Origin of the sequence: Pseudomonas sp. MPB26, from assembly GCF_046605355.1 — a bacterium.
Classification (GTDB): Bacteria; Pseudomonadota; Gammaproteobacteria; order Pseudomonadales; family Pseudomonadaceae; genus Aquipseudomonas; species Aquipseudomonas cedrina.
The window spans coordinates 3318785-3343463 of record NZ_CP176793.1 but is presented as its reverse complement, the minus strand read 5'-3'; the positions used below and the strand labels follow the sequence as shown (position 1 = coordinate 3343463).

Genomic DNA, 24679 nt, shown 5'->3' with positions numbered 1-24679 from the left:
CTGAAGGGGAACGGACAGGGGACTCAATGCCCGAACAGGCCTGTCTCGGATTTCTTGGTTTTTTTGTCGGCGCGTTTTTCATCGGCGGTCTTTGCCGGTTTTTTCTTCGCGGCTTTCTTTGAATCCATACCTTTGGCCATGATGCGTACTCCACTAACGGGGATGAAGCACTGGGTATAACACCTATTGCCCGGCGCAAGGCGCTTATAATCTGCCTCCCTTGATAACGCCTGCCTGAACGCCATGCCTGAATTGAACCTCGAACCGCTCGCAGAGCCCCTGTGGCCGCTGCTGAACAAGTTTTACCGCAGCCACAATTCGTCGATGAAGGCGCTCAAGGGCGGGCGTTTGTGGGTGGCGCGGGCGGATGGGATTGTGGCGGGGTTGTGCCTGACGCCGGTGGTGGGTGGGCAGTGGTTAACCGGAGTGTTTGTTGACCCTGCCTTCCGCGGCCAGGGGTTGGCGTCGCGGTTGATTGGCGAGGCGGTGGCCGATGTTGACGGCACCGTTTGGCTGCTGTGCCACCCTGACCTGGAAGGGTTGTACCGGCGCATGGGGTTCTCCCAGGACACAGTGTTGCCGCAGGCCCTCGGCGAGCGGCTGGTGCGTTACAGGCGCAATAAGCCGATGATTGCGATGGGTTTGGCAGCCGGTTGAACACTGAACCTAATGTGGGAGCGGGCTTACTCCCACATGTTTGATCTCGGCATGACTCAAGGTTATTCGTCTGCTGCGGGATCCAGCTCCGGAAACATCACCTCGATAAACCCGAATTTGCTGAAATCGGTTATCCGCGACGGGTACAGCCGGCCGATCAAGTGATCGCACTCATGCTGCACCACCCGCGCATGGAAGCCGTCGGCGAAACGCACGATAGGTTCACCCTTCGGATCGAAGCCTTCATAACGGATCTGCTGGTAACGGTCCACGGCGCCACGCAGGCCGGGCACGGACAGGCAACCTTCGTAACCCTCTTCCAGCACCGGGCTCAGTGGCGTGATCAGCGGGTTGATCAGAATGGTCTGCGGCACCGGCGGCGCATCGGGGTAGCGTTCGCTGGCCTCGAAACCGAAGATCACCAATTGCAGGTCAACACCGATCTGCGGCGCGGCCAGGCCAACGCCGCCCACGTGCTCCATGGTCTGGAACATGTCATCGATCAATTGCCACAGCTCGGGGCTGTCGAACATTTCGGGCGGAACCGGTGGCGCGATACGCAGCAGGCGTTCATCGCCCATTTTCAGGATTTCACGAATCATCGGTCAGGCTCGGAGGGGTTGGTCTTCAGGGAATGGTCTCGGGCCAGGCCGGAGACATGCTGCTTTTCTATGGGTTCGGGGTCATCGATGTGCTTGTCACCTGCGTCTTTGCCTTCGGCCGACATATGTTCGATCACGGCATTCATTTCCGCGCCCAGCAACAGCACGGCGGCAGAAATATAGAAGTACAGGAGCAGCACAATGATTGCGCCGATACTGCCATACATGGCGTTGTAGTCGGCAAAGGTTTTGACGTAGTAGCCAAAACCCAGGGACGCGACGATCCAGACCACCACCGCCAGCACCGAGCCAGGGGTGATAAAGCGAAACTCCTGCTCGACGTCGGGCATTACGTAATACATGAGGGCCACCGCGAACATCAACAGGATGACGATCAACGGCCAGCGCACGATGGTCCACACGGTGACCATGAATTCCTGCATGCCGATCTGCGCGGCGATCCACTCCATCACCTGCGGGCCAAGCACCATCAGCGCAGCAGCGGCCAGCAACATACCGGCAATGCCGACGGTGTAGAAAATCGACAGCGGGAAACGCTTCCAGATCGGCCGACCTTCGACCACATCGTAAGCGGCATTCATCGCGCTCATCATCAGGCGCACACCGGCCGACGCCGTCCATAACGCAATTACGATACCCACCGACAGCAGCCCACCCTTGGACTGCTGCAACTGGTCAATCACCGGGTTGACCTGCTCCAGGGCCTGGGGCGGCAACACCAGTTCAGACTGCAGCCGCAACCACGAGAAGAAGTCCGGCAAATGCAGGAAACCGATCAGGGCAATCAGGAACAACAAAAAGGGAAACAGCGAGAACAGCATCTGGTAGGCCAGCGCCGAGGCATAGGTGGGCATTTCGTCATCGACGAATTCCTTGACGGTGCGCACCAGCACCTTGTGCAGCTTGAGACCAGCGAGTACGGGGAAAATCATAGCGTCTCCTTTCGCCGCAAAGGTTGAGTTGGGGCGACTCAGGGGCCGTTTTCTACATCAAAGTAGCCCATTTGGCGACTTTGAAACAATTGCGAAAGTTTAGTTGCACAAACGGATATAAAAACGGCCATCCGTGGATGGCCGTCGGGCTGCTGGGGTGAGCCAGCCGAAGCGCCTTATTCGGTCGCTTTCTTGACTGCATCCTTGGTCTTGCCAACGGCTTGCTGCGCTTCGCCTTTCTTTTCCTGGACCACGCCTTCAGCACGCAGTTTGTCGTTATCCGTGGCTTTGCCGACACCTTGCTTGACGTTACCGACGGCTTCGTTAGCCATGCCTTTTACCTTATCGGAAGTGCTGCCCATGGTATTACTCCTGATAACAATCAAATGGTTTTGGTCACTACGTAGCGGTTGACCTGAAGCGAAGCGCCAGAGTTTCAATTATTTTCAAGGCGCGCATTTCATCGTCAGTGGCAGTTTGGGCTTTATGTTTTGCGGCCAACCCACGAGAATGCCCGGCACATTCAGGCTATAACGCTGAATAACAGATCCCGTAGGAAGGTTATGAAACTCAATAAAGCACAGGCCATCGCCCGCAGAAACACCGAACTGGGCGGTGCCGTACTCGGCGTCAACAACTGCCACTTCACCGATCTGGACCCCAAACGCAACATCTGGTGGTTCGATCTGCCGCTGGGCCGTATCGCCGTGGGCCAGTTCGAATGGATCCATCTGTTGATGCACAACGCCGAGACCGACCAACTGCTGCACCTTAAGGTGCCGACGGCGTTCCTGCGTGAGAACCTCGAAGGGCTGGTGGTGCGCAATGCGGGCAAGCGCAAGCCCGAGATCACCTTGGAGCTGAGCGCGGACAAGGACTCGTTCCTCAAGGATGTGCGCCCGGCCGGGGCCGGCATCAGCTTCGCGCAGTTCTCCCAGTAACCACTCGGTGAAAATGTGGGAGCTGGCTTGCCTGCGATGGCAGTCTTCCAGTCAATATATCGAGTGACTGATACACCGCCATCGCAGGCAAGCCAGCTCCCACAGTGGATTGCATTTCAAACCAAGCGAGTTGGCAGGCATTAAAAAACCCCGCATTTGCGGGGTTTTTTATGGATCACTTTTTAAGACCAAGCTTCTTCAGCTCTTCATCGCGCAACTCACGCCGCAAGATCTTGCCCACGTTCGTGGTCGGCAATGCATCACGGAACTCCACCGCCTTGGGCACCTTGTAGGCCGTGACGTTGGCACGCATATGCTCCATCACCTGCTCCTTCGTGAGGGTAGCGCCCGGCTTGACCACGATGAACAACTTGATGTGTTCGCCGGACTTCTCATCCGGCACGCCGATGGCGGCGCACTGCAGCACGCCCGGCAGGCTTGCCAGCACGTCTTCCAGTTCGTTGGGGTAAACGTTGAAGCCCGAGACCAGGATCATGTCTTTCTTGCGGTCGACGATGCGCATGTAGCCATCGGGCTGGATGATCGCGATGTCGCCGGTCTTCAGCCAGCCTTCGCTGTCGAGCATCTCGTCGGTGGCGTCCTGGCGCTGCCAGTAGCCCTTCATCACCTGCGGGCCCTTCACGCACAGCTCGCCGGTTTCGCCCAGCGCGAGTTCGGTGCCGTCGTCGGCGATGACTTTGCACACGGTGGACGGTACCGGAATGCCGATGGTGCCGAGCTGGATGTGCTGGATCGGGTTCACTGTGGCTACCGGGCTGGTTTCGGTCATGCCGTAGCCTTCGCAGATACCGCAACCGGTCACGGCCTTCCAGCGCTCGGCCGCCGCCAGTTGCAGGGCCATGCCGCCCGACAGCGTGACTTTGAGCGCGGAGAAGTCCAGTTTGCGGAACGCCTCGTTATTGCACAACGCCACGAACAGGGTGTTCAAGCCGACAAAGCCGCTGAACTTCCACTTCGACAGTTCCTTGACCATCGCCGGCAAGTCGCGCGGGTTGCTGATCAGGATGTTGTGGTTGCCGATCAACATCATCGCCATACAGTGAAAGGTGAACGCATAGATGTGGTACAGCGGCAGCGGCGTGATGAGGATCTCGCACCCTTCATTGAGGTTAGAGCCCATCAGCGCCTTGCATTGCAGCATGTTGGCGACCAGGTTGCGGTGGGTGAGCATCGCGCCCTTGGCCACGCCGGTAGTGCCGCCGGTGTATTGCAACACCGCCACATCGCTGCTGGCCGGGCTGACCTCGTTGACCGCCTGGCCATGGCCCTTGGCAAGTACATCGTTGAACTTGATCGCCTTGGGCAAGTGGTACGCCGGGACCATTTTCTTCACGTACTTGATGACGCTGTTGATCAGCAGGCGCTTGAGCGGCGGCAACAGGTCGGCGACTTCGGTGACGATCACATGCTTGACGGCGGTCTTGGGCACGACCTTTTCCGCCAGGTGCGCCATGTTGGCCAGGCACACCAGGGCCTTGGCGCCGGAATCGTTGAACTGGTGTTCCATTTCCCGCGCGGTGTACAGCGGGTTGGTATTGACCACAATGAGGCCGGCACGGATGGCACCGAACACGGCGACCGGGTACTGCAGGACGTTGGGCAGTTGCACGGCGATGCGATCGCCGGGCTGCAGGTCGGTGTGCTGTTGCAGGTACGCGGCGAAGGCGCCGGACAATTCGTACAGCTCACCGTAGGTGAGCGTCTTGCCCAGGTTGCTGAAAGCCGGTTTGTTGGCGAAGCGCTGGCAGGATTGCTTCAATACCGCCTGAATATTCGGATACTCGTCTGGATTGATTTGTGCAGCAATCCCGGCGGGGTACTTATCCTTCCAAAAGTCTTCGTTCATGGAAAGCCCACTCCTCAGCGACGTCAGCGACGCGAATTCATCATCGCATTTGATGCGATTATTATTGGTGTATGTTTTTTTAGGTGAATCCGGCGCTTTCAAGCAGGCCGAGACGTCACAAAGCGCGCCGAGAGTAGCAGCTTTGCCAAGGGCCGCCTAGAGCCAAACGAGTGCCCTACAGTCATAAACACGACTGTCCTACAATATTTGGTCACGCTTTAAATCAAGGCGAAATACCCCAGGAAAACGCTCTGGAATAGGCCTTTCAGGGTGACATAGAAACAAATGTGGGAGCAGGCAAGCCGGCTCCCACATTCTGATTGCATTCCAATTCAGGGTCAGGCGATGTCGCGAAGCTCCCGCCGCAAGATTTTCCCCACCGGGGTCATCGGCAGCGAATCGCGCAGCACAATATGCTTGGGCACCTTATACCCGGTGAAGTTGGCTTTGCAGTACGCCTTCAACTCTTCCAGGCTGACGCCCTGCGCACGGGCCACCACAAAGAGCTTCACCGCCTCCCCCGTCCGTTCATCCGGCACGCCGATCACCGCGCAGTTGGCCACCGCCGGATGCGCCATCACCACGTCTTCGATTTCGTTGGGGTACACGTTGAAACCCGAGACGATGATCAGGTCTTTCTTGCGGTCGACAATGCGTATAAAGCCGTCCTCATCGATCACCGCGATGTCGCCGGTCTTCAGCCACCCTTCGGCATCCAGCGCCTCGGCGGTGGCGGCGGGCTGCTGCCAGTAGCCCTTCATCACCTGGGGGCCCTTGATGCACAATTCGCCGCGCTCGCCCAAGGGCAACTCGACGCCTTGATCGTCAATGACCTTCATCGCCGTGGCCGGTACCGGGATGCCCACGGTGCCCAGTCGGGATTTGTTGCCGTAAGGGTTGGTGCTGGCCACCGGCGAGGTTTCCGTCAGGCCATAACCTTCGCCAATCACGCAGCCGGTCATCTGCTGCCAGCGCTCGGCCGTGGCCTTGATCAGCGCGGTGCCGCCGGAGTTGGTGAGCTTGAGGTGGGAGAAATCCAAGGTCTTGAAGTCGGGGTGGTCCATCAGCGCCACAAACAGCGTGTTAAGCCCCAGCAGCCCGGTAAAGCGCCATTTTTTCAGTTCCTTGATGAACCCGCCGATGTCCCGCGGGTTGGTGATCAGCACGTTGTGGTTGCCGGAGACCATCATGCACATGCAATTGGCGGTGAACGCATAGATGTGGTACAGCGGCAGCGGCGCGATCATCACCTCCTGCCCTTCCTTGATCAGCGGGTGGCCGTCTTCGCCGGTCTGGGCCATGCACGCGCGCGCCTGCTGCATGTTCGCCACCAGGTTGCCGTGGGTGAGCATCGCGCCCTTGGCCAAACCGGTGGTGCCGCCGGTGTATTGCAGCACGGCAATGTCGTCGAGGCTCACCGGATGGCGGGTCACGCCGAGGCCCGCGCCCATGCGCAGCGCGCGCTTGAACGACACCGCGCGCGGCAGGCTGTAGGCCGGGACCATTTTCTTCACCTTGTCGACCAGGGTGTTGACCAGCCAGCCCTTGGCGGCGGGCATGAAGTCGCCCATTTTGGCTTCGATCAGGTAGTCGATCTCGGTGTCGGTGCAGACTTCCTGCACCCGCGAACCGAACAGGTTGAGGTAGACCAGCGCGCGCACGCCGGCATCCTTGAACTGATGACGCATCTCGCGCGGGGTGTAAAGCGGGTTGGTATTGACCACGATCAGCCCGGCGCGCAAGGCGCCGAACACGGCAATCGGGTAATGCAGGACGTTGGGCATCTGCACCGCGATGCGGTCGCCCGGCTTGAGGTCGGTGTGCTGCTGCAGGTACCCGGCGAACGCCGCGCTCTGGCGTTCAAGCTCGGCGTAGGTCAGGGTAATCCCCATGTTGCTGAATGCCGGACGGTCGGCAAAAGCCTTGCAGGAGCGCTCGAAGACTTCGATCACCGACTTGTAGGCCGCAAGGTCGATGTCATTGGGAACGCCCGCTGCGCGTTTGTCATTCCAGAAATCAGGTTGCATTATTCTTGTCCTCTTACCTGAGTGTGTCCGGCCGCTTTTGTGCTGCAACAAGAAGCGGAGCTTCGAGGACGTTAGCAGCTATGGCCAAACAGGCAAATACAGGAAATAGCGTCATTTGTTGTGTGAATCTCCCTACAAGGGCCTGCACTGATCAGGCGTTGATCGTGGAATGAGCGATACACTGCAACGACGCTGAGCAGATCTTGAGCAAAGGAGCCGCCATGAACCACAGTACTTTCTGGCTGACCGCGAATGACCGCAGCCGGCTGTACGTCAATCAGTGGATGCCGCAGGGTCCGGCCAAGGCGGTGGTGATGCTGTCCCATGGCATGGCCGAGCACGGCGGGCGCTATGCGCGCCTGGCCGCAGCCTTGTGCGCCGCCGGCTACGGCCTGTATGCGCTGGACCAGCGCGGCCATGGCCGCACCGCCGATGAAGGTACCCTGGGCCTGTACGCCGAGAAGGATGGCTGGAACAAAGTGGTGGGCGACCTGGCCAGCCTCAACCAGCATATCGGCCAGCAACAGCCGGGGCTGCCGATCTTCCTGCTGGGCCACAGCATGGGCAGCTACATCGCCCAGGCGTACCTGCTGCACCACAGCGCCAGCCTGAATGGAGCGATTCTCAGCGGTTCGAATTTCCAGCCGGTGGCGTTGTACCGCGCAGCGCAGGTGATTGCGCGGGCCGAACGGTTGCGTCAGGGGCTACGTGGGCGCAGCGCGCTGATCGAGTTCCTATCGTTTGGCTCCTTCAACAAGGCGTTCAAACCCAACCGCACCGCGTTTGACTGGCTCAGCCGCGACCCGGCTGAAGTCGACCGGTACATCAACGACCCGCTGTGCGGTTTTCGTTGCACCAACCAACTGTGGGTCGACCTGCTCGGCGGCTTGCAGCAAATCAGCAAAGCGTCCAATCTCGCGCAGATCGACCCGGGCCTGCCGATCCTGGTGATGGGCGGCGAATGTGATCCGGTGAGTGAGGGCAAGCGTCTCAACAGCCTGGCCCATGCGCTGCGTGAAGCTGGCTGCCGGCACCTGCAACTGACTGTCTACCCGCAGGCGCGCCATGAAGTGTTCAATGAAACCAACCGCGATCAAGTCACAGCGGACGTGCTGATGTGGCTCGACCAGGCGCTGACCCTGCGCAGGCCGGCCCATTGTGAATAACCTTCCTTTAAAATCAGCTATTTAAATTACCGATTAGCCACAGGATGCATTTTTAGATGACCCAGGTAACCAACACCCCGTACGAAGCCCTCGAAGTCGGCCAGACCGCCAGCTACAGCAAGACTGTCGAAGAGCGCGACATTCAGCTGTTCGCCGCAATGTCCGGCGACCACAACCCGGTGCACCTGGATGCCGAGTATGCCAAGGCGACCATGTTCAAGGAGCGTATCGCTCACGGTATGTTCAGCGGTGCGTTGATCAGCGCGGCGGTGGCGTGCGAGTTGCCTGGACCGGGCACGATCTATATTGGCCAGCAGATGAGTTTCCAGAAGCCGGTGAAGATCGGCGATACCTTGACCGTACGCCTGGAAATCCTCGAGAAGCTGCCCAAATTTCGCGTGCGCATTGCCACTCGCGTGTTCAACCAGCGTGATGAATTGGTGGTGGATGGCGAAGCGGAGATTCTTGCGCCGCGTAAGCAGCAGGTGGTGACGTTGACTCAATTGCCGCCGATCAGCATTGGCTGATCACATTTTCTAAATATATGCACAACCCAATGTGGGAGCGGGCTTGCTCGCGAAGGCAGTGTGTCAGTCAATAGAATGGGTGACTGACACTCCGTTTTCGCGAGCAAGCCCGCTCCCACATGGGCTTACTGCATTCAGCTTACGACTGAGCGCGAGCCTGGTTACGCAGGGCTTTCACTTGGTCGTGGTTGCGTTGCACGCCATGGTACTGACGCTCAACCAGGTCACGAATGCCCAGCAGGTTGTGCTTGTTGATCTTTTCGATCGCTTCACGATAAGCCTTCAGAGCGTGATCTTCACCGCGCTCGGCTTCGTTCAGCACCGCTTCTTCGTCTTTACCGGTGACCATCGACTTCACGTCGACCCAGCCACGGTGCAGGGCGCCGGCCATGCTGCCGGAATCTTCCGGATCGCCACCCAGTGCACGCACGGCGGTCTTCAGCTCGGCGGCAGCGGTAGCGCAATCGGCGGAACGCTTGGCGAACAGCGCCTTCAGTTCAGGGTGCTTGATGTCTTCAGCGCACTCTTTAAAACCCTTTTGACCATCGATACTGGTCTCGATCAGATCATTCAGTACAGAGATCGATTCTTTGTTGATGTCAGTCATTTTCAATTCCTTATGGGTTTTGAGGAAGGTTGCCTTAATGATTGCAGCGCTCGTGCCAGCTTTTCACAAACATAAATATCTTTAAATTTCAGGTAGTTACAAATAATTGAACCATCTGTATGTGCGTTATTTGCATGATCTGTCATTTGGCCTTCATGCAGAATGCCTGTATTTTCGAAGACTTTGCCTTCACTGCCCGACGCCATGAACCCCGAAAAACTCGAACTGCTGATCACCCGCCAAATGCCTTTCGGCAAATACAAGGGACGAATCATCGCCGACCTGCCCGGCCCCTACCTGAACTGGTTCGCCCGTGAAGGTTTCCCCCACGGTGAACTGGGCGGTCTGCTGGCCTTGATGCAGGAAATCGACAGCAATGGCCTGGCTGAATTGCTGGAACCGCTACGCGCCAAACACGGCAAACCCGCCCCGCGTCATTGAGAGCCCCCCCTATGCCAAGGAATGCAGATAACGAAGCCCATTGGCAGGCCATCGCCCAGCGCTATGACCTGGAACCCGGCCCGATCAACCTGGAAAACGGTTACTTCGGGCGCATGAGCCGTGCGGTACAGGCCCAGTACCTGGAGCATGTTGCCTTTATCAACCGCAGTAACGCCGTGCATGTGCGCCAGCGCTTTGAACAAGGTGAAAACGTAGAGATCCGGCGCCAACTCGCCGAGTTGATCGAGGTCGACCCGGCGTCGGTGGCCTTCACCCGCAACGCCACCGAAGCCCTGCAATCGCTGATTCGCAACTACAACCGCCTGCAACCGGGCGACCAGGTGCTGATCAGCGACCTGGAGTACGACACGGTCAAAGGGGCGATGCGTTGGCTGGCGGGCCATCGCGGCGTGGAGGTGATCGAACTGTCCCACGCGCACCCGGCCAGTTTCGACAGCCTGGTGCAGACCTATCGCAAAGCTTTCGCGCAATACCCGCGTTTAAAGCTGATGGCTCTCACCCACGTGACCCACCGCACAGGGCTGGTGATGCCCGTTGCGGCGATTGCCGAAGCCGCGCGCGAACATGGCATCGATGTGATCCTCGACGGCGCCCACGCGCTGGGCCAGATCGAGTTCAACCTGGCCGAGCTTGGCATTCAGTTCGCCGGCTTCAACCTGCATAAATGGATCGGCGCACCGCTGACCCTGGGCTTTGTGTACATCGCCCCGCAGCGCCTGGGCGATATCGACCCGGACATGGGCGAGTTCCACTACCCCGTCACCGATGTGCGTGCGCGCACCTCCTACAGCACGCCGAACTTCCCGGCGCTGATGACTTTGCCATGGGTGTTTGAGGAACATCGGGAACTGGGTGGCGCGGCGGCCAAGGGTGCGCGGGTCAATTATTTGCGCGACAGGTGGGTGAGCCAGGTGCGGGCGTTGCCGGGGATTGAGGTGCTGACGCCGGATGATCCAAGGCTCTATTGCGGGATTACGGCGTTCAAGTTCACAGGGCGCGATCAGCAGATGATGGTGGACCGGTTGTTAAATGAGCACGGCTTGTTTACCACGACCCGCACGGGGGCGGCATTTGGCACCTGCATCCGGGTGACACCGGGGTTGGTGACCTCGGTGGCGGACATTGATGTGCTGGTCAATGCGATTATCGGATTAAACACAGATTAAAAATGTGGGAGCGGGCTTGCTCGCGAAAGCGGTGTATCAGTAGATGTATTCGGTGACTGATACGGCGCATTCGCGAGCAAGCCCGCTCCCACATTTGAATTGTGTTGATCTCAAAGGTTTTCTGCGGGCAAAAAAAAAGCGGTACACCGACCAAGTGCACCGCAAAAATGCCGTTAAGCACAGCAACAACGATTCGGTAAATCAGATCAGTCCAGCAGTGCCAGCGCCTCGGCGGTGACTTCCTGGATACGCGCCCAGTCGCCGTTCCTGACCCACTCAGGGTCGAGCATCCAGCTACCGCCCACACACATCACGTTTTTCAATGCCATGTAGCTCTTGATATTAGCCGGGCCAACGCCGCCGGTCGGGCAGAATTTCACTTCGCCGAACGGGCCGCCCAAGGCTTTGATGGCTGCGACGCCGCCGCTGACTTCAGCCGGGAACAGCTTGAAGCGGCGATAGCCCAGGCCGTAGCCTTCCATGATGCCGGAGGCGTTGCTGATGCCCGGCAGCAGCGGAATCGGGCTGTGCACCGAGGCTTCCAGCAGGTCGCGGGTGATGCCAGGGGTGACGATGAACTGCGAGCCCGCGACTTCCGCCGCTTCGAGCATGTGACGGTCGAGCACGGTGCCGGCACCGGTGCACAACTCAGGACGCTGCTCGCGCAGCACCTGGATGGCCTTGAGGCCGAACTCGGAACGCAGGGTCACTTCCAATGCGGTCAAACCGCCGGCTGCCAGGGCGTCGGCGAGCGGCAGGATGTCCTGTTCGCGGGCGATGGTGATCACCGGCAGGATCCGCGCCTTGGCGCAGAGGCTGTCGATCAGGGCAACTTTATCCGCCATGGACACGGTCGGTTGAGGGCTTTTCATAGCGGCTGATCCTTGGCTCATGGGCACCAGTAAATCTCTAATGTAGGTTGCAGAAACGCGCGAATGGGCATGGCGGCGACATCGTCACTGGCCAGCGCGGCGTTCAAGGTGGTCAATTTCGAACTGCCGGAAATCGACAGGACGGTGTAGTTGGCCGTGGCCAGCAGGGCGCGACTCAGGGTCAGACGCTGGTGCGGCACGGTCGGCGCCAGCATCGGCCAGCAACGGCGGGTACCGTCGGCCTGCAAGGCTTCAGCCAGGTTCGGGCTGTCGGGAAACAGCGATGCGGTGTGGCCGTCATCGCCCATGCCCAGCACCAGCACATCAATGGCTGGCAGTTCGGCCAGCAGGCGATCGGCCTGCTCGGCAGCGTCTTCAAGGTTGGCCGCGGCGCTGTACAGGCTGAGGAACCTGGCCTTGGCCGCCGGACCTTGCAGCAAGTGTTGCTTCAACAGGCCGGCATTGCTGTCGGCGTGCTCCACCGGCACCCAGCGCTCATCGGCCAGGGTGATGGTGACCTTGGACCAGTCCAGCGCCTGCCTGGCCAAGTGCTGGAAAAACGCCACGGGGCTGCGGCCACCGGACACCACCAGGGTGGCCTCGCCACGGGCGCTGATGGCCCCGCGCAATTGCTCAGCCACATCATTGGCCAGGCCCTGCGCCAGCAACGCCGGCGTAGGGTACTCATGGGCCGTCACGCCCTGAGGCAGTTTCAATTCAGATATCGCCATACCACGACCTCCCATCCCGCGTGATCAGTGCAATCGAGCTCATCGGCCCCCAGGACCCGGCCGCATACGGCTTGGGCGCATCACCGGATTTTTTCCACCCGGCGATCAACTGGTCACACCACTTCCACGCGGCTTCGATTTCATCTTTACGGACAAACAGGTTCTGGTTGCCGTGCATCACTTCCAACAGCAAGCGCTCGTAGGCATCCGGGATGCGCGCACTGCGGTAGGTGTCGGAAAAATTCAGTTGCAGTGGCCCGCTGCGCAGTTGCATGCCCTTGTCCAGGCCTTGCTCCTTGGTCATTACGCGCAAGGAAATACCTTCGTCCGGCTGCAGGCGAATGATCAGTTTGTTGCTGATCTGCAGGCGCTGCTCGGGGGCGAAGATGTAGTGGGACGGTTCCTTGAAGTGGATGACGATCTGCGACAGCTTTTGCGGCATGCGCTTGCCGGTGCGCAGGTAGAACGGCACCCCGGCCCAACGCCAGTTGCGGATATCGGCACGCAGGGCGACGAAGGTTTCGGTGTCGCTCTGGGTATTGGAATTCTCTTCTTCCAGATAACCCGGCACCGGCTTGCCGGCGCTGTAGCCGGCGATGTACTGGCCGCGCACGACCTGGGTGGTCAGGCCATCCGGGCTGATCGGCGCCAGGGCCTTGAGCACCTTGACCTTCTCGTCGCGGATACTGTCGGCGGACAGGTCGGCCGGAGGGTCCATGGCGATCAGGCAAAGCAGTTGCAGCAGGTGATTCTGGATCATGTCCCGCAGCTGGCCGGCCTTGTCGAAGTAGCCCCAACGGCCTTCGATACCGACTTGCTCGGCCACGGTGATTTCCACGTGGGAGATGTAATTCTGGTTCCACTGGGTTTCGAACAGGCTGTTGGCGAACCGCAGTGCGATCAGGTTCTGCACCGTTTCCTTGCCCAGGTAATGGTCAATGCGGTAGGTGCGGTTCTCCGGGAAAAACTGCGCCACGGCATCGTTGACCTTGCGCGAGGATTCCAGGTCCGAGCCGATGGGTTTTTCCAGCACCACGCGGGTGTTTTCGGCCAGGCCGACCTTGGACAGGTTCTCGCAGATCGCGCCGTACACGGCAGCAGGCGTGGCGAAATAGGCGATCAGGCATTGCTCGGTGCCGGCGATTTCGGCCAGGGCCACGTAGTCGTCGGCCTTCATGAAATCGACGTGCACATAGGTCAGGCGCGCCAGGAACCGCTGGGCGATGGCTTCGTCCAGTTCCTTGCCCACGTAAGTGCGCAGGGCTTGCTCGATATGGGCCAGGTGCTGTTGCTCGGAACCGGCTTCACGGGCCAGGGCCAGGATGCGCGTATCGGCGTGCAGCAGCTCGGCGCCATCGAGCTGATAGAGGGCAGGAAATAACTTGCGCAGCGCCAGATCACCCAAGGCGCCAAACAGGGCAAAGGTGCAGGGTTCTACGGTTATCGAAGGCATGATGTTTGTTCTTTTATCAAGTTAAGCTACAAATACCTTTTTTCAAGGTATCACTCAAGGAAAAATGTAGTAATAACCACAACATTTTCCTGAAATACGCATTCCGAGTGGTGGTGTTCAGCTACCCTCAGTAGGATAGGCCACCGCAAAAGACCATTCATCGATTGGTTGCCACCTTTTATTTGCATCGTCGCCCGAAGGAAAGACTGAATGGACCGCGTGCGAAATCTTCTGGAACAGATCCGGAACCGCCTCGAAGAGCTGAACAAGGCCGAGAAAAAAGTCGCCGAGGTCATCCTGCTCAATCCGCAGCAGGCGACCCGCTTCTCCATTGCCGCCCTCGCCCAGGCCGCGTCGGTCAGTGAACCGACGGTCAACCGCTTCTGCCGTTCGTTCGGCGTCAGTGGTTACCCTGAACTTAAATTGCAGTTGGCGCAAAGCCTGGCCAGCGGTGCGGCGTATGTCAGCCGCGCGGTGGAGGCCGATGATAACCCCGAGGCCTACACTCAGAAGATCTTCGGCAGCGCCATCGCCTCTCTGGACAGCGCCTGCCAGGCGCTGGATCCCGCCCTGATCAGCAAGGCCGTGGATTTGTTGATCCAGGCGCGGCAGATCCACTTCTTCGGCCTGGGCGCTTCGGCGCCGGTGGCGATGGATGCGCTGCACAAGTTTTTCCGTTTCAACCTGGCGGTGACCGCGCATGCCGACGTGCTGATGCAGCGCATGATCGCGTCGGTGGCACATACGGGCGAGCTGTTCGTGATCATTTCCTACACCGGGCGTACCCGTGAGCTGGTGGAAGTGGCGCGTATCGCACGGGAAAACGGCGCGTCGGTACTGGGCGTGACCGCCGAGAATTCGCCGCTGGCCAAGGCCAGTACCGTGAGTCTGAATATTCCGCTGCCGGAAGACACCGACATCTACATGCCGATGACCTCGCGGATCATCCAGTTGACGGTGCTGGATGTGCTGGCGACCGGCATGACCTTGCGCCGCGGGGTGGATTTCCAGCCGCATTTGCGCAAGATCAAAGAGAGCTTGAATGACAGCCGGTATCCGGTGGGGGATGAGTTCAACTGAGGCTGAGATCGCCTTGTAGTGAGCGGGCTTGCCCCGCGCTGGGGGGCGAAGCCGCCCCAATGAGTCCGCCTCGCCGCATCAGTTAGAAAACAGTGGCAGGTTTTAGGGCCGCTTCGCAGCCCAGCGCGGGCGGTGCGACGATTCGACAAGCCCGCTCACTACAGGCAAAAGTGCCACACCGCTATGCTCCAGCCCGAGCCTGCAGACTCAAATGCGCCCTCTCCCCCGGCGCCAGGCTCGCCCCGGCCATCGCCGCCTCCACGCACACAAACCCCGACGCTTCGTTGAAGCTCACCCCCAACAACGGCCGGCTGCCGGGGTGCCACACCACCGTGTCGGCAGTCTCGCCCGTATCGATGCACAGTTCACGCTGCCAGGCATGGTCCTTGAGCTGCAATTCGCCGTCATGCTTGAACACCCGCTGGCAGCCGCCGTCCACGCGCAGTTCGCCTTCCTGCTGGCAAACCTGGCGGCTGAGCTGGTCGTAACCCTGCGCGCCGTCGAGCCCAGACAGCGCTACCTCATCAACGTGACCAATACGCCAATACGCGTGCAAAGCATGGCTCAACTGGCACGGCAACTCATCCTGATGCTCGGTGCTCAGGCGCAGTTCCAGGGTCTCGCCCAGGTGCGCATGCAGGTCTACCTGCCAGTCGCACAACTGCAACTGCCAGTGCAGGCGCACACCGTCGTCGTCAGTGCTGCTGTCCAGCAGCTTCCAATCGATCAGTCGTGCCCAGCCATGGGAAGGCCATGCATTTTCGCTCGGATGGCGGCCGTACCACGGCCAGCACACCGGCACGCCGCCACGGATGGCGCCGACTTGCGGCCATTTGGCCGCACACCACAGCCAGGGTTTCTGGCCACGGGGCTGGAAGTGCAACAGCTGTGCGCCCTGGCGACTGAACACCGCCTGGCACAACGGATGATCGATCACCAGCACGTCACGCAACTGAAAGCGCTCCCAGGCGAACACCGGCCGTTCGCGCAAGGATTTGAAAAAGCGTTGCAGCGGTTGCTCATGCATGTGCCACCGTCCTGAAAATCATGTCGCTCAAATGCGCCCCACTGTAGGAGCGAGCTTGCTCGCGAATAACGCCAAGACACCGCGTACTTCCTGGATTCACGCGTCATCGTTGACGATTTCGCGAGCAAGCTCGCTCCTACAGGGAGGTGCCCTCGACCCAAAAAAAAGCGGATAGCCATGGCTATCCGCAAAATGCGCACAGAGAGAAGGAGCTTATCGCAACAGCGTTAGAAGGTAGACTGGATTTTCAGGCCAGCCACCAGCGCGTTGTCGACTTTATCCACGCCGCCAGGTTGCACGACGTATTGCAGGTTGGGACGCACGGTCAGCCAGTTGGTGACGTGGAAGCCGTAGTTGATTTCGAAGTTGTACTCGGTTTCGCGGATCGGCGTGTACAGCGGATTGTCGTAGTCGCTGACACCGTTGGCGGCGTTGCGCAGTTCCGAGTCTTCCTTCACGTCCTTGTTGACGTGCAGGCGCGCGGCACCAATGCCGACGTCATCTTTTGGACGCGCATCGAATGGGCCTTTGTACACCAGCATGATCGATTGATAGTTGTCGACCAGGTTGGTTTCCTTGTCGTGGAACGTGGCGTTGGCAGCGATGTTCAGGCCACGCGTAGCGTCGCCGTTGTGCGTGGTGAGTTGCTGCTGCGCAACGAACCAGTAGCCTTTCTTGCTGCTGCGGGTGCGGTAAGCCGCGCCAGTGGTGGCCGCATCGTTGCCGTTGATGTCTTCACGGACATCGGAAGCATCGGCTGCGCTCTTGTAGTAACCCACGCGGTATTCGCCCGGCAGGTTATTCACCTTCGGCGACCAGACCAATTCCACCGGAATCACGGTGCCCTTGGTGCCACTGCCGCTGAGTTTGAAGCCGTTGCCGTGCTCCAACTGCGATGGGTTCTGGTTGTACGCACCGATTTGCGTATACAGCTCAGGCGTGATGTTGTACTTCACGCGGATGGCTGCTTGGCTGACCGGCCAGTTGTACCAGGTGTTCACGTAGTTACCGACCTGCGAGCCGCAGAACGACAGGTTCTGGAAGTCGCACGGGAAGGTGTTGAAGTCTTCGCCTTCACCGAAGTAACCGAGTTTCACATCCAGCTTGTTGTCGAACATCTGGTGCTGGATCCAGAACTGGGTCAGACGCACCATGTGGCCACGGCCGTAGACTTCCATGGACGAACTCAGCGTGCCGGCACGTGGGTCGCCAATGCGGTCGTTGGAGATGTTCTGGCCATTACGGTTGGTGAACTGGATCTTGGCCTGGGTGTTATCCCAGCCCCACAGTTTTTGCAGGTCAAGCGCAACGCCCAGACCGAACTGGTCGGCGTAGCGACCGGTCTTGTCGTTGTTGTAGCCACCGTGGGCGTTGTAGCCCATTTCCCCTACGTAATCGGCCTTGATATCGATACCTTGCTCGATCAGCTTGGTACGCTCACCCCCCCAATCGCCGGTCATCCATTTCGAATCAGCACTGAATGCATCGGCCGCCATCGCATTGGCGGACAGAACCAGGGCTGCTGCAGCTGACATTTGGCAGATCAGCCGAGTGTTGTTGTGTTGCTTTTTCATCCCTACATCCTCGTCTTTATTGTTATTAAACTGTTTTTATCTAACGCGGTTTACATTTTTTTATCTGAAACAACAACTTATCTGCTTCAGCGGCCTTTGAATTGGGCCACGTTATCGGCATGCCCCTGTGCGGGCAATGAGGAAGCAGTGCCCAGTCGCTCGCCTGTGTTGGCGTCGAACAGCAGTACCTTGGAAGGATCAAATTGCAACGTCAACGTCTCGCCCACTTGCGGCGCCACGTCGGGTGCCAGACGGCAGCAGACCTTGGTGTCATTGAGTTGCACGAACACCAGGGTGTCCGGGCCGGTCGGCTCGGTGACCTGGACTTCGGCGCGAATGGCCGAAGCGCTGTTGCCCTCGCCCGCCGCCAGCATGATTTGCTCCGGACGCAGGCCCAGGATCACGTCGCGGTCTTCAAGCCCAGCGTCGCTCACGTTCAGCACCAGCTCGCAACGGGCCTGGCCGCTGTCGAGCAGGGCCACCAGGCGGCCGTCCTTGCGTTGCAGGCGCAGGGGCACGAAGTTCATCGGCGGCGAGCCAATGAAGCTCGCCACGAACTGGTTGGCCGGGTTGTTGTAGATTTCTTTCGGCGTGCCGAACTGCTGGATGATGCCGTCCTTCATCACCGCGACTTTATCGCCCAGGGTCATCGCTTCGATCTGGTCGTGGGTCACGTAGACCGTGGTGGTCTTGAGACGCTGGTGCATCAGTTTCATTTCGGTGCGCATCTCGACGCGCAGCTTGGCGTCGAGGTTGGACAGCGGCTCGTCGAACAGGTAGATCTTGGGACGACGCGCCAGGGCACGGCCCATGGCGACACGCTGTTGCTGGCCGCCGGAGAGCTGGCCCGGCTTGCGGTTGAGCAGGTGCTCGATCTGCAGCAGCTTGGCGACGCGCGCCACTTCAGCGTCGATGTCGGCCTGGGGCATCTTGCGGATCTTGAGGCCGAACTCGATGTTCTCGCGCACGCTCATGGTCGGGTACAGCGCGTAGGACTGGAACACCATGGCGATGTCGCGATCCTTGGGGCTCATGCCGCTCACATCCTGGTCACCGATCATGATCGCGCCGCCGGTGATGGTCTCAAGGCCGGCGATGCAGTTCATCAACGTGGATTTGCCGCAACCCGAAGGGCCGACCAGGATCAGGAATTCGCCTTCCTTGATCGACAGTTCGATGTTCTTCAAGGTGTCGGGCAGGCCGGCGCCATAGGTCTTGTTTACATTGCGAAGTTCAAGCGTAGCCATGATTACCCCTTGACCGCGCCGGCCGTGAGGCCGCGCACGAAATACTTGCCTGCGATCACATAGACCAGCAGGGTCGGCAGCCCGGCGATCATCGCCGCCGCCATATCCACGTTATATTCCTTGGCCCCGGTGCTGGTGTTGACCAGGTTGTTCAGCGCCACCGTGATGGGCTGGGAGTCGCCACTGGAGAACACCACGCCGAACAGGAAGTCGTTCCAGATCTGAGTGAACTGCCAGATCAGGCAAACCATGATGATCGGCGTCGACATCGGCAGAATGATCTGACGGAAGATGGTGAAGAAACCGGCACCGTCAAGGCGGGCCGCCTTGATCAGCGCATCCGGAATGCTCACGTAGTAGTTACGGAAGAACAGCGTGGTGAACGCCAGGCCGTAGACAACATGGACAAAAACCAGACCAGTGGTGGTATTGGCCAGGCCCATCTTGCCCAGGGTGAACGACGCGGGCAGTAACACGGTCTGGAACGGCAGGAAGCAGCCGAACAACAACAAACCGAAGAATAGCTGCGAACCCCGGAAGCGCCAGAACGACAGCACATAGCCATTCAACGCACCGATGGCGGTGGAGATCAGTACAGCTGGAACGGTGATCTTGATCGAGTTCCAGAAGTAGCCATCCACGGTGCCCCAGGCCTTGACCCAGCCGATGCCGGTGACCACGCTCGGCCAGCTCAGCAGGTTGCCGGTACTGATGTCTTCCGGGGTCTTGAAGCTGGTGAGCAGCATCACCACCAGCGGCACCAGGTACAGCAGCACGGCGAAGATCAGCACCGCGTAGATCGCGATGCGACTGAAGCTGATGGCAGGTTTGGAGGCGAGACTAGTCATTACGTTTGGTCCTCAGCTCGGAGTAGAGGTAAGGCACGATGATCGCGAGGATCGCACCGAGCATCAGGATTGCACTGGCCGAGCCCATGCCCATCTGGCCACGGCTGAAGGTGAACGAGTACATGAACATGGCAGGCAGGTCGGACGAATAGCCCGGACCGCCGGCTGTCATCGCCGCCACCAGGTCGAAGCTCTTGATCGCAATGTGCGCCAGGATCATCACCGCACTGAAGAACACCGGACGCAGGCTTGGCAGCACCACGCTCCAATAGATGCGCGGCAGGCTCGCGCCGTCGATCTGCGCGGCGCGGATGATCGATTGGTCAACGCCACGCAAGCCGGCGAGGAACATTGCCATGATAAAGCCCGAGGCTTGCCATACGGCAGCAATCACCAGGCAGTAGACCACGCGGTCAGGGTCGATCAGCCAGTCGAGACGGAAGCCTTCCCAGCCCCAGTCACGCAAGAGTTTGTCCAGGCCCATGCCCGGGTTGAGCAACCATTTCCAGGCGGTACCGGTGACGATCATCGAGAGCGCCATCGGGTACAGGTAAATGGTGCGAATAAAGCCTTCACGACGGATTTTCTGGTCGAGGAAGATCGCCAGTGTCACGCCGATGACCAGGGTGATGCCGATAAACATCCCGCCGAAAACAGCCAGGTTCTTGCTCGCTACCCACCAGCGGTCGTTGTCGAACAACCGTGCGTATTGCGCAAGGCCTGCCCATTTGTAAGTGGGCAGGAACGTGGAGTTGGTGAACGACAGAACAAACGTCCACAGGATGTAGCCGTAGAAGCCCACCAACACGATGAACATGCTGGGCGCCAGCACCAGTTTGGGTAGCCAGCGCTGCAGTGCATCGAACGGCGAGGCTTTGCTGAACACAGCAACAGAACTCATGGGAAAATCCAGTACAGGGAAAAAGGACTAGCAGGTGAAACGACCACTGTAGGAGCGAGCTTGCTCGCGAAGGTCTTCAACGAAAACGCGGCATCAGGGATGAACCCGTTGACCTTGCGTTTTTCGCGAGCAAGCTCGCTCCTACAGACCGGCGGTGTTACTTGGCAGACTTGATCGCAGCGCCAAGCTTCTTGGCGGTGTCGGCCGGGTCGGCTTTCGGATCGTTGATGTAGTTGGTCACGACATCAAAGAATGCACCTTGCACCGCCAAGTTAGTGGCCATGTTGTGCGCCATGCTTGGCTGCAGGCCGCCGGTCTTGGCGTCTGCCAGGAAGTCCTTGGCGGCAGCCTGGGCGCAGGAGTCGAAGCCGAGCTTGTCCATTTCGTTGAGCATGTCGTTACGAACCGGGATCGAGCCTTTGTTGATGCTGAAGACTTTCTGGAAGTTTTCACCCAATACGACTTTGGCGATGTCCTGTTGACCGGCCTGAGTGCCCTTGTCCTTGACCTTGAACACCGCCAGGGAGTCGATGTTGTAGGTAAAGGCTTTCTCGGTGCCTGGGAAGGCTACGCACTCATAGTCCTTGCCCGCGACTTTCTTGGCGGCGGTCCATTCGGACTTGGCCCAGTCACCCATGATCTGCATGCCGGCCTTGCCATTGATGACTTTGCCGGCTTCCAGGTTCCAGTCCTGGCCTTTGCCGTCGACGTCCATGTAGGTCGCGACTTTTTTCAGTTCGGTCAGCGACTTGACCATTTCCGGGCCGGTCAGCGCAGCGTTATCCAGGTCGACCAGGGCTTTCTTGTAGCCATCGGCCCCCATCACCGACAGTACGACGGCTTCGAAGACGGTGCTGTCCTGCCAAGGCTGGCCACCGTGGGCCAGCGGAATAAAGCCTGCGGCCTTGAGCTTGTCGCCCGCTGCGTAGAATTCTTCGAGGGTGGTGGGGTTCTTGGTGATACCGGCTTTCTTGAAAACTTGCGGGTTGATCCACAGCCAGTTCACGCGGTGGATGTTGACCGGTACGGCGACGTAGTCACCTTCGTACTTCACGGTGTCGGAGACTTTCTTGTCGAGCAGGGAGTCCCATTTTTCGTCTTTGGCGACAGACTTCAGGGCATCAGTGTCGAGCAGGCCAGTGGACGCCCACTCCTGGATGTCGGGGCCTTTGATCTGGGCAACGCCGGGTGGGTTGCCGGCGACCGCGCGGCTTTTCAGCACGGTCATGGCGGTGGCACCACCGCCACCTGCGACGGCACCATCTTTCCAGGTGAAACCGTCTTTTTCGACTTGGGCCTTCAGGACATCTACAGCCGCTTTTTCGCCGCCCGAGGTCCACCAATGCACAACTTCAACCGTACCCTTGGAGTCGGCGGCAAATGCACTGAGAGGAAACAACGAGGCAACGGAAATAGCTACGGCGAGGCGATTAATCGCGTTCATCTGAATACCTTTTTTTGTTGTTATGCATGCAAGTCTTAGGCTTGCGCTGCACGGAGTTTAAACATGGTTTTTTTTGGCGCAGGTAACAAAGGGATGCTCAAATGTCACCAACTGGTGACATAGCAGCCCGCCCCGACTGCACTGGCCATGCTTGGCGCCAACGGCAGCGCAGGTAGTAATACCGCTTGCCAGGCATGGTACAGGTCGGGTTTGCCGCCCCAGATGTTGCTGCTGGGCCTGTTGTGCGGGCTGAGTTCGTGATGCCAACTGCCGTGGATCCGGTCGATGAAGTAGGTTTCGCAGAACTCCCAGAAACGCCGGTACCAGGTTTCGTAGTGCAACTCGCCCGTGCGCTTGAGCAAGGCCTGAGCCGCGGCGCTGGCTTCGGCATGGGTCCAATGCAGGCGTTCGCGCACCACTGGGCGGTGGTTCCAGTCCAGGGTGTAAACGATGCCGGGGGCACCGTCCACGGACCAGGCGTATTCGCAGGCGCTGGCGAACAGGCCTTTGGCATCGGTGACCAACCATGGCGGCGTGACCAGCCCGGCTTGCAGGCGTGCAGCTTCCAGATGCAGCACCAGCCGCGCCCATTCGAAACCGTGACCGGGTGTGATGCCGTAAGGGCGAAAGCCGTCGGCGGGGTTGTCTTCGTTGTAACCGGGCAAGGGTTTCCATTGCGCGTCGAAATGCTCGATCACCATGAACTGGTTGCCGGCGGCGTGGGTGTGGATGACCCGCTCGACAATACGCAGCGCGCGGTCTAGCCAGCGCGTGTCGCCGGTCACATCGGCCAGGGCGAGGAAGGCTTCGGTGGCGTGCATGTTGCTGTTGGCGCCGCGATAGGCTTCGACACCGCTCCAGTCCTGGGCGAACGACTCGAGCATCACGCCCTCTTCCTCGTTCCAGAAAAACTGGTCGATGATATGGATCGCGTCGTTCAGCAGGTTTTGCGCACCGGGCGCGCCGGCTACGACCGCCGAGCTGGCGGCCAGGGCGACAAAGGCGTGCAGGTAGGCAGCCTTGCCACGGTCGCCATCGATGGCCTGGGGCGCGGCGAACCAGCCACCGTGCTCATTGTCACGCAGCGGGCCACTGAGGGCGGCGACACCGTGCGCCACCAGGTCGGCATACCCCGGCAAGCCCAGGGCGTGGGCCATGGCGAAGCTGTGGGTCATGCGGGCGGTGTTCATGGTTTCGGCATGGGCGTCGGCCGGCAACTGGCCTTTTTCGTCCAGGTTGCCAAAGCCGTCAGGCAGTCGAGACGCCTTGGCAAAGGCCAGCAGGCGCTGACCTTCCGCGGCAAGCCAGGCGTGATGGGCAGGCGCGTTCAGCCAACTGCTGGCAGGCAGTGGTTGCATGGTCATGGGTAGCCCTTTTTGTTTTTTGTGGGATAACCGAAGTCTAAACAAGGGCGCGGTGAGGTCATGTAACGAAGGGGATGGGAAATGTCACCAAGCGGTGACAATCACTTTTGGGAGTGTTAACACGGTTCAACTCTTTGCCCCAATCAACTGTGGGAGCGGGCTTGCTCGCGAATACGGTGGTTCAGTTAACACATGTAGTGACTGACGCCCCGCATTCGCGAGCAAGCCCGCTCCCACATTTGGACCTCGTTTATATCATTGACCCGACGGTGCGGCAGCCGGAGGCGCATTGAGCCGCTGGTTCAGGTACTGCACCTGGCTCTGCAACGCGGTGATATTGCGTGTGGTCTGGATGCGGAACACGTCGAACTCCTTGTTGGTCGGCGCATCGCTGTTGGCCGGCTGGTTGTCCTGGGCGCTCTTGAGTACCACCAGCTCCTGCTCGATACGTGCAATGGCCGCGCTCGGGTTGCTCTGTTTCTTCAAGGCGGCCACGTCAGCGGAAAGCTCCCTGATTTCGGCGTCGCGCCTGCCCGCATCGCCTTGTGCCGCCTTGAGCGTCGCCACGGCGTCGGTCAGGGCCTGGACCTGGCCTTGCAGCTTGCTGTTGGCATTGGAGAGCTCGGTGGTACTGGCGGTCATCTGGGCCAGGCGCTTGTCCAGCTCGGTGGCTTGGCCGGCCACGCCGACCTGCTGCTTACCCTGTTCCAGCAACTGGCTTTCCAGTTGCTTGATCTGCTGCTTCAGCGCTTCGCTGCCGTTGTTGACGCTGGCCTCACTGGCCACCACCTTGCCGGAAATATCCTGCAGGCGCCCTGCCGCTTCTTCGCTGATGCGCGCAAAGCTTTCCTGGGTGGCGACCAGTTGCTGGCCCATCAGGGATATCTGCTGGAAGCTCCACCAGGCCAGGCCTGCGAAGGCGATCAGCAGTGCGCCGACCAAGGCCCACAGCGGCCCGGTGCTGGCACTCTTGACCTTGACCACCTTGGGCGCGCGCGAACGCACCGAGGTAGCCGGGCTCAGTTCGAAATCATCGTCATCCCCGACATCGGCCCGCAGGCTGGGCACGTTGTCGAAGTCGTCTTTAGCATCGTTGCGCATGAATCAACCCTGAATCGGTGAAATGGCGAGCGACCGGAGTATAAACCGCGTTCCCGGCGCAC

General features: G+C 59.6%; 25 protein-coding genes. 7 read left to right on the top strand and 18 right to left on the bottom strand.

The window, feature by feature from the left end; genetic code table 11:
• Positions 1–23 precede the first annotated feature (23 nt).
• Positions 24–245 (bottom strand): hypothetical protein, encoded by a 222-nt coding sequence (locus ACLH0H_RS15425; protein ID WP_411382492.1) that lies wholly within the window; start codon positions 243–245, stop codon positions 24–26.
• On the opposite strand from ACLH0H_RS15425, the gene ACLH0H_RS15420 reads away from it, so the two are divergent.
• Complete coding sequence (locus ACLH0H_RS15420; RefSeq protein ID WP_411378664.1) at positions 244–657, top strand: GNAT family N-acetyltransferase; 414 nt, start codon at positions 244–246, stop codon at positions 655–657. The two genes, ACLH0H_RS15425 and ACLH0H_RS15420, sit on opposite strands and share 2 nt — an antisense overlap.
• 62 nt (positions 658–719) lie before the next feature.
• Here the strand turns inward: ACLH0H_RS15420 and def are convergent, their stop codons facing one another.
• The 3 genes from def to ACLH0H_RS15405 all read right to left on the bottom strand — a co-directional run bounded on the left by def (position 720) and on the right by ACLH0H_RS15405 (position 2574).
• Positions 720–1259 carry a peptide deformylase gene (def, locus tag ACLH0H_RS15415; RefSeq protein ID WP_411378663.1) on the bottom strand — a complete coding sequence of 180 codons (540 nt, stop codon included), beginning with the start codon at positions 1257–1259 and terminating at the stop codon, positions 720–722.
• On the bottom strand, positions 1256–2212 hold the full coding sequence (locus tag ACLH0H_RS15410; protein ID WP_411378662.1) for a YihY/virulence factor BrkB family protein: 957 nt from the start codon (positions 2210–2212) through the stop codon (positions 1256–1258). Before ACLH0H_RS15410 ends, def begins: the two co-directional genes overlap by 4 nt.
• Before the next feature lie 176 nt (positions 2213–2388).
• A complete protein-coding gene (locus tag ACLH0H_RS15405; RefSeq protein WP_043051227.1) occupies positions 2389–2574 on the bottom strand; it encodes a CsbD family protein in 186 nt (61 codons plus the stop codon).
• Between the two features lie 201 nt (positions 2575–2775).
• On the opposite strand from ACLH0H_RS15405, the gene ACLH0H_RS15400 reads away from it, so the two are divergent.
• Positions 2776–3153 (top strand): hypothetical protein, encoded by a 378-nt coding sequence (locus tag ACLH0H_RS15400; protein WP_411378661.1) that lies wholly within the window; start codon positions 2776–2778, stop codon positions 3151–3153.
• Positions 3154–3328: 175 nt separating this feature from the next.
• Here the strand turns inward: ACLH0H_RS15400 and fadD1 are convergent, their stop codons facing one another.
• Both fadD1 and fadD2 read right to left on the bottom strand, forming a co-directional pair.
• Complete coding sequence (gene fadD1, locus ACLH0H_RS15395; protein ID WP_411378660.1) at positions 3329–5020, bottom strand: long-chain-fatty-acid--CoA ligase FadD1; 1692 nt, start codon at positions 5018–5020, stop codon at positions 3329–3331.
• Positions 5021–5358: 338 nt separating this feature from the next.
• A complete protein-coding gene (gene fadD2, locus ACLH0H_RS15390; RefSeq protein ID WP_411378659.1) occupies positions 5359–7047 on the bottom strand; it encodes a long-chain-fatty-acid--CoA ligase FadD2 in 1689 nt (562 codons plus the stop codon).
• Positions 7048–7268: 221 nt separating this feature from the next.
• Between fadD2 and ACLH0H_RS15385 the strand changes: the two genes are divergently transcribed.
• Together ACLH0H_RS15385 and ACLH0H_RS15380 are read left to right on the top strand one after the other, a co-directional pair.
• Positions 7269–8213, top strand: coding sequence for a lysophospholipase (locus ACLH0H_RS15385; RefSeq protein WP_411378658.1), 945 nt, complete (start codon positions 7269–7271; stop codon positions 8211–8213).
• Positions 8214–8269: 56 nt separating this feature from the next.
• Positions 8270–8740, top strand: a complete 471-nt coding sequence (locus tag ACLH0H_RS15380; RefSeq protein ID WP_169376300.1) for a MaoC family dehydratase — start codon at positions 8270–8272, stop codon at positions 8738–8740.
• A 139-nt stretch (positions 8741–8879) separates the two neighbouring features.
• On the opposite strand, the gene ACLH0H_RS15375 is transcribed toward ACLH0H_RS15380, so the two are convergent.
• Positions 8880–9347, bottom strand: a complete 468-nt coding sequence (locus ACLH0H_RS15375; RefSeq protein ID WP_034139096.1) for a ferritin-like domain-containing protein — start codon at positions 9345–9347, stop codon at positions 8880–8882.
• Positions 9348–9551: 204 nt separating this feature from the next.
• Between ACLH0H_RS15375 and ACLH0H_RS15370 the strand changes: the two genes are divergently transcribed.
• Positions 9552–9788 carry a DUF3820 family protein gene (locus ACLH0H_RS15370; protein ID WP_017735664.1) on the top strand — a complete coding sequence of 79 codons (237 nt, stop codon included), beginning with the start codon at positions 9552–9554 and terminating at the stop codon, positions 9786–9788.
• Positions 9789–9799: 11 nt separating this feature from the next.
• Positions 9800–10975, top strand: coding sequence for an aminotransferase class V-fold PLP-dependent enzyme (locus ACLH0H_RS15365; RefSeq protein WP_411378657.1), 1176 nt, complete (start codon positions 9800–9802; stop codon positions 10973–10975).
• A 206-nt stretch (positions 10976–11181) separates the two neighbouring features.
• Here ACLH0H_RS15365 and ACLH0H_RS15360 read toward each other — a convergent pair whose 3' ends face one another.
• The 3 genes from ACLH0H_RS15360 to zwf are packed head-to-tail and all read right to left on the bottom strand — an operon-like array spanning position 11182 to position 14031.
• Complete coding sequence (locus tag ACLH0H_RS15360; RefSeq protein ID WP_065949399.1) at positions 11182–11847, bottom strand: bifunctional 4-hydroxy-2-oxoglutarate aldolase/2-dehydro-3-deoxy-phosphogluconate aldolase; 666 nt, start codon at positions 11845–11847, stop codon at positions 11182–11184.
• A gap of 17 nt (positions 11848–11864) precedes the next feature.
• Positions 11865–12578 carry a 6-phosphogluconolactonase gene (gene pgl / locus ACLH0H_RS15355; RefSeq protein ID WP_411378656.1) on the bottom strand — a complete coding sequence of 238 codons (714 nt, stop codon included), beginning with the start codon at positions 12576–12578 and terminating at the stop codon, positions 11865–11867.
• Positions 12565–14031, bottom strand: a complete 1467-nt coding sequence (zwf, locus tag ACLH0H_RS15350) for a glucose-6-phosphate dehydrogenase (protein WP_411378655.1) — start codon at positions 14029–14031, stop codon at positions 12565–12567. Before zwf ends, pgl begins: the two co-directional genes overlap by 14 nt.
• A 219-nt stretch (positions 14032–14250) precedes the next feature.
• Between zwf and ACLH0H_RS15345 the strand changes: the two genes are divergently transcribed.
• Positions 14251–15111 carry a MurR/RpiR family transcriptional regulator gene (locus tag ACLH0H_RS15345; RefSeq protein ID WP_170039859.1) on the top strand — a complete coding sequence of 287 codons (861 nt, stop codon included), beginning with the start codon at positions 14251–14253 and terminating at the stop codon, positions 15109–15111.
• Positions 15112–15292: 181 nt separating this feature from the next.
• Here the strand turns inward: ACLH0H_RS15345 and ACLH0H_RS15340 are convergent, their stop codons facing one another.
• The 8 genes from ACLH0H_RS15340 to ACLH0H_RS15305 form a co-directional block, all read right to left on the bottom strand.
• Positions 15293–16138 (bottom strand): D-hexose-6-phosphate mutarotase, encoded by an 846-nt coding sequence (locus ACLH0H_RS15340; RefSeq protein WP_411378654.1) that lies wholly within the window; start codon positions 16136–16138, stop codon positions 15293–15295.
• 227 nt (positions 16139–16365) lie between these two features.
• Entirely contained in the window at positions 16366–17712 is a 1347-nt protein-coding gene (locus tag ACLH0H_RS15335; protein WP_411378653.1) for a carbohydrate porin, read from the bottom strand.
• Between the two features lie 86 nt (positions 17713–17798).
• Positions 17799–18959, bottom strand: coding sequence for an ABC transporter ATP-binding protein (locus tag ACLH0H_RS15330; protein ID WP_411378652.1), 1161 nt, complete (start codon positions 18957–18959; stop codon positions 17799–17801).
• Positions 18960–18961: 2 nt separating this feature from the next.
• Positions 18962–19807, bottom strand: a complete 846-nt coding sequence (locus tag ACLH0H_RS15325; RefSeq protein ID WP_411378651.1) for a carbohydrate ABC transporter permease — start codon at positions 19805–19807, stop codon at positions 18962–18964.
• Positions 19800–20708 carry a carbohydrate ABC transporter permease gene (locus ACLH0H_RS15320; protein ID WP_076949697.1) on the bottom strand — a complete coding sequence of 303 codons (909 nt, stop codon included), beginning with the start codon at positions 20706–20708 and terminating at the stop codon, positions 19800–19802. The genes ACLH0H_RS15325 and ACLH0H_RS15320 overlap by 8 nt, the downstream gene beginning before the upstream one ends.
• A 157-nt stretch (positions 20709–20865) precedes the next feature.
• On the bottom strand, positions 20866–22152 hold the full coding sequence (locus ACLH0H_RS15315; protein WP_411378650.1) for an ABC transporter substrate-binding protein: 1287 nt from the start codon (positions 22150–22152) through the stop codon (positions 20866–20868).
• Positions 22153–22256: 104 nt separating this feature from the next.
• Positions 22257–23516: an AGE family epimerase/isomerase gene (locus ACLH0H_RS15310; RefSeq protein ID WP_411378649.1), complete on the bottom strand. Its 1260-nt coding sequence runs from the start codon at positions 23514–23516 to the stop codon at positions 22257–22259.
• Between the two features lie 255 nt (positions 23517–23771).
• Positions 23772–24617 (bottom strand): ATPase, encoded by an 846-nt coding sequence (locus ACLH0H_RS15305; RefSeq protein ID WP_411378648.1) that lies wholly within the window; start codon positions 24615–24617, stop codon positions 23772–23774.
• Between the last annotated feature and the right edge of the window lie 62 nt (positions 24618–24679).

What these genes read in the sequence shown, in the direction of transcription:
- ACLH0H_RS15420 (WP_411378664.1), top strand. Translation starts at nt 244, where the DNA reads ATGCCTGAATTGAACCTCGAACCGCTCGCAGAGCCCCTGTGGCCGCTG.
- ACLH0H_RS15425 (WP_411382492.1), bottom strand. Translation starts at nt 245, where the DNA reads ATGGCGTTCAGGCAGGCGTTATCAAGGGAGGCAGATTATAAGCGCCTT.
- def (WP_411378663.1), bottom strand. Translation starts at nt 1,259, where the DNA reads ATGATTCGTGAAATCCTGAAAATGGGCGATGAACGCCTGCTGCGTATC.
- ACLH0H_RS15410 (WP_411378662.1), bottom strand. Translation starts at nt 2,212, where the DNA reads ATGATTTTCCCCGTACTCGCTGGTCTCAAGCTGCACAAGGTGCTGGTG.
- ACLH0H_RS15405 (WP_043051227.1), bottom strand. Translation starts at nt 2,574, where the DNA reads ATGGGCAGCACTTCCGATAAGGTAAAAGGCATGGCTAACGAAGCCGTC.
- ACLH0H_RS15400 (WP_411378661.1), top strand. Translation starts at nt 2,776, where the DNA reads ATGAAACTCAATAAAGCACAGGCCATCGCCCGCAGAAACACCGAACTG.
- fadD1 (WP_411378660.1), bottom strand. Translation starts at nt 5,020, where the DNA reads ATGAACGAAGACTTTTGGAAGGATAAGTACCCCGCCGGGATTGCTGCA.
- fadD2 (WP_411378659.1), bottom strand. Translation starts at nt 7,047, where the DNA reads ATGCAACCTGATTTCTGGAATGACAAACGCGCAGCGGGCGTTCCCAAT.
- ACLH0H_RS15385 (WP_411378658.1), top strand. Translation starts at nt 7,269, where the DNA reads ATGAACCACAGTACTTTCTGGCTGACCGCGAATGACCGCAGCCGGCTG.
- ACLH0H_RS15380 (WP_169376300.1), top strand. Translation starts at nt 8,270, where the DNA reads ATGACCCAGGTAACCAACACCCCGTACGAAGCCCTCGAAGTCGGCCAG.
- ACLH0H_RS15375 (WP_034139096.1), bottom strand. Translation starts at nt 9,347, where the DNA reads ATGACTGACATCAACAAAGAATCGATCTCTGTACTGAATGATCTGATC.
- ACLH0H_RS15370 (WP_017735664.1), top strand. Translation starts at nt 9,552, where the DNA reads ATGAACCCCGAAAAACTCGAACTGCTGATCACCCGCCAAATGCCTTTC.
- ACLH0H_RS15365 (WP_411378657.1), top strand. Translation starts at nt 9,800, where the DNA reads ATGCCAAGGAATGCAGATAACGAAGCCCATTGGCAGGCCATCGCCCAG.
- ACLH0H_RS15360 (WP_065949399.1), bottom strand. Translation starts at nt 11,847, where the DNA reads ATGAAAAGCCCTCAACCGACCGTGTCCATGGCGGATAAAGTTGCCCTG.
- pgl (WP_411378656.1), bottom strand. Translation starts at nt 12,578, where the DNA reads ATGGCGATATCTGAATTGAAACTGCCTCAGGGCGTGACGGCCCATGAG.
- zwf (WP_411378655.1), bottom strand. Translation starts at nt 14,031, where the DNA reads ATGCCTTCGATAACCGTAGAACCCTGCACCTTTGCCCTGTTTGGCGCC.
- ACLH0H_RS15340 (WP_411378654.1), bottom strand. Translation starts at nt 16,138, where the DNA reads ATGCATGAGCAACCGCTGCAACGCTTTTTCAAATCCTTGCGCGAACGG.
- ACLH0H_RS15335 (WP_411378653.1), bottom strand. Translation starts at nt 17,712, where the DNA reads ATGAAAAAGCAACACAACAACACTCGGCTGATCTGCCAAATGTCAGCT.
- ACLH0H_RS15330 (WP_411378652.1), bottom strand. Translation starts at nt 18,959, where the DNA reads ATGGCTACGCTTGAACTTCGCAATGTAAACAAGACCTATGGCGCCGGC.
- ACLH0H_RS15325 (WP_411378651.1), bottom strand. Translation starts at nt 19,807, where the DNA reads ATGACTAGTCTCGCCTCCAAACCTGCCATCAGCTTCAGTCGCATCGCG.
- ACLH0H_RS15320 (WP_076949697.1), bottom strand. Translation starts at nt 20,708, where the DNA reads ATGAGTTCTGTTGCTGTGTTCAGCAAAGCCTCGCCGTTCGATGCACTG.
- ACLH0H_RS15315 (WP_411378650.1), bottom strand. Translation starts at nt 22,152, where the DNA reads ATGAACGCGATTAATCGCCTCGCCGTAGCTATTTCCGTTGCCTCGTTG.
- ACLH0H_RS15310 (WP_411378649.1), bottom strand. Translation starts at nt 23,516, where the DNA reads ATGACCATGCAACCACTGCCTGCCAGCAGTTGGCTGAACGCGCCTGCC.
- ACLH0H_RS15305 (WP_411378648.1), bottom strand. Translation starts at nt 24,617, where the DNA reads ATGCGCAACGATGCTAAAGACGACTTCGACAACGTGCCCAGCCTGCGG.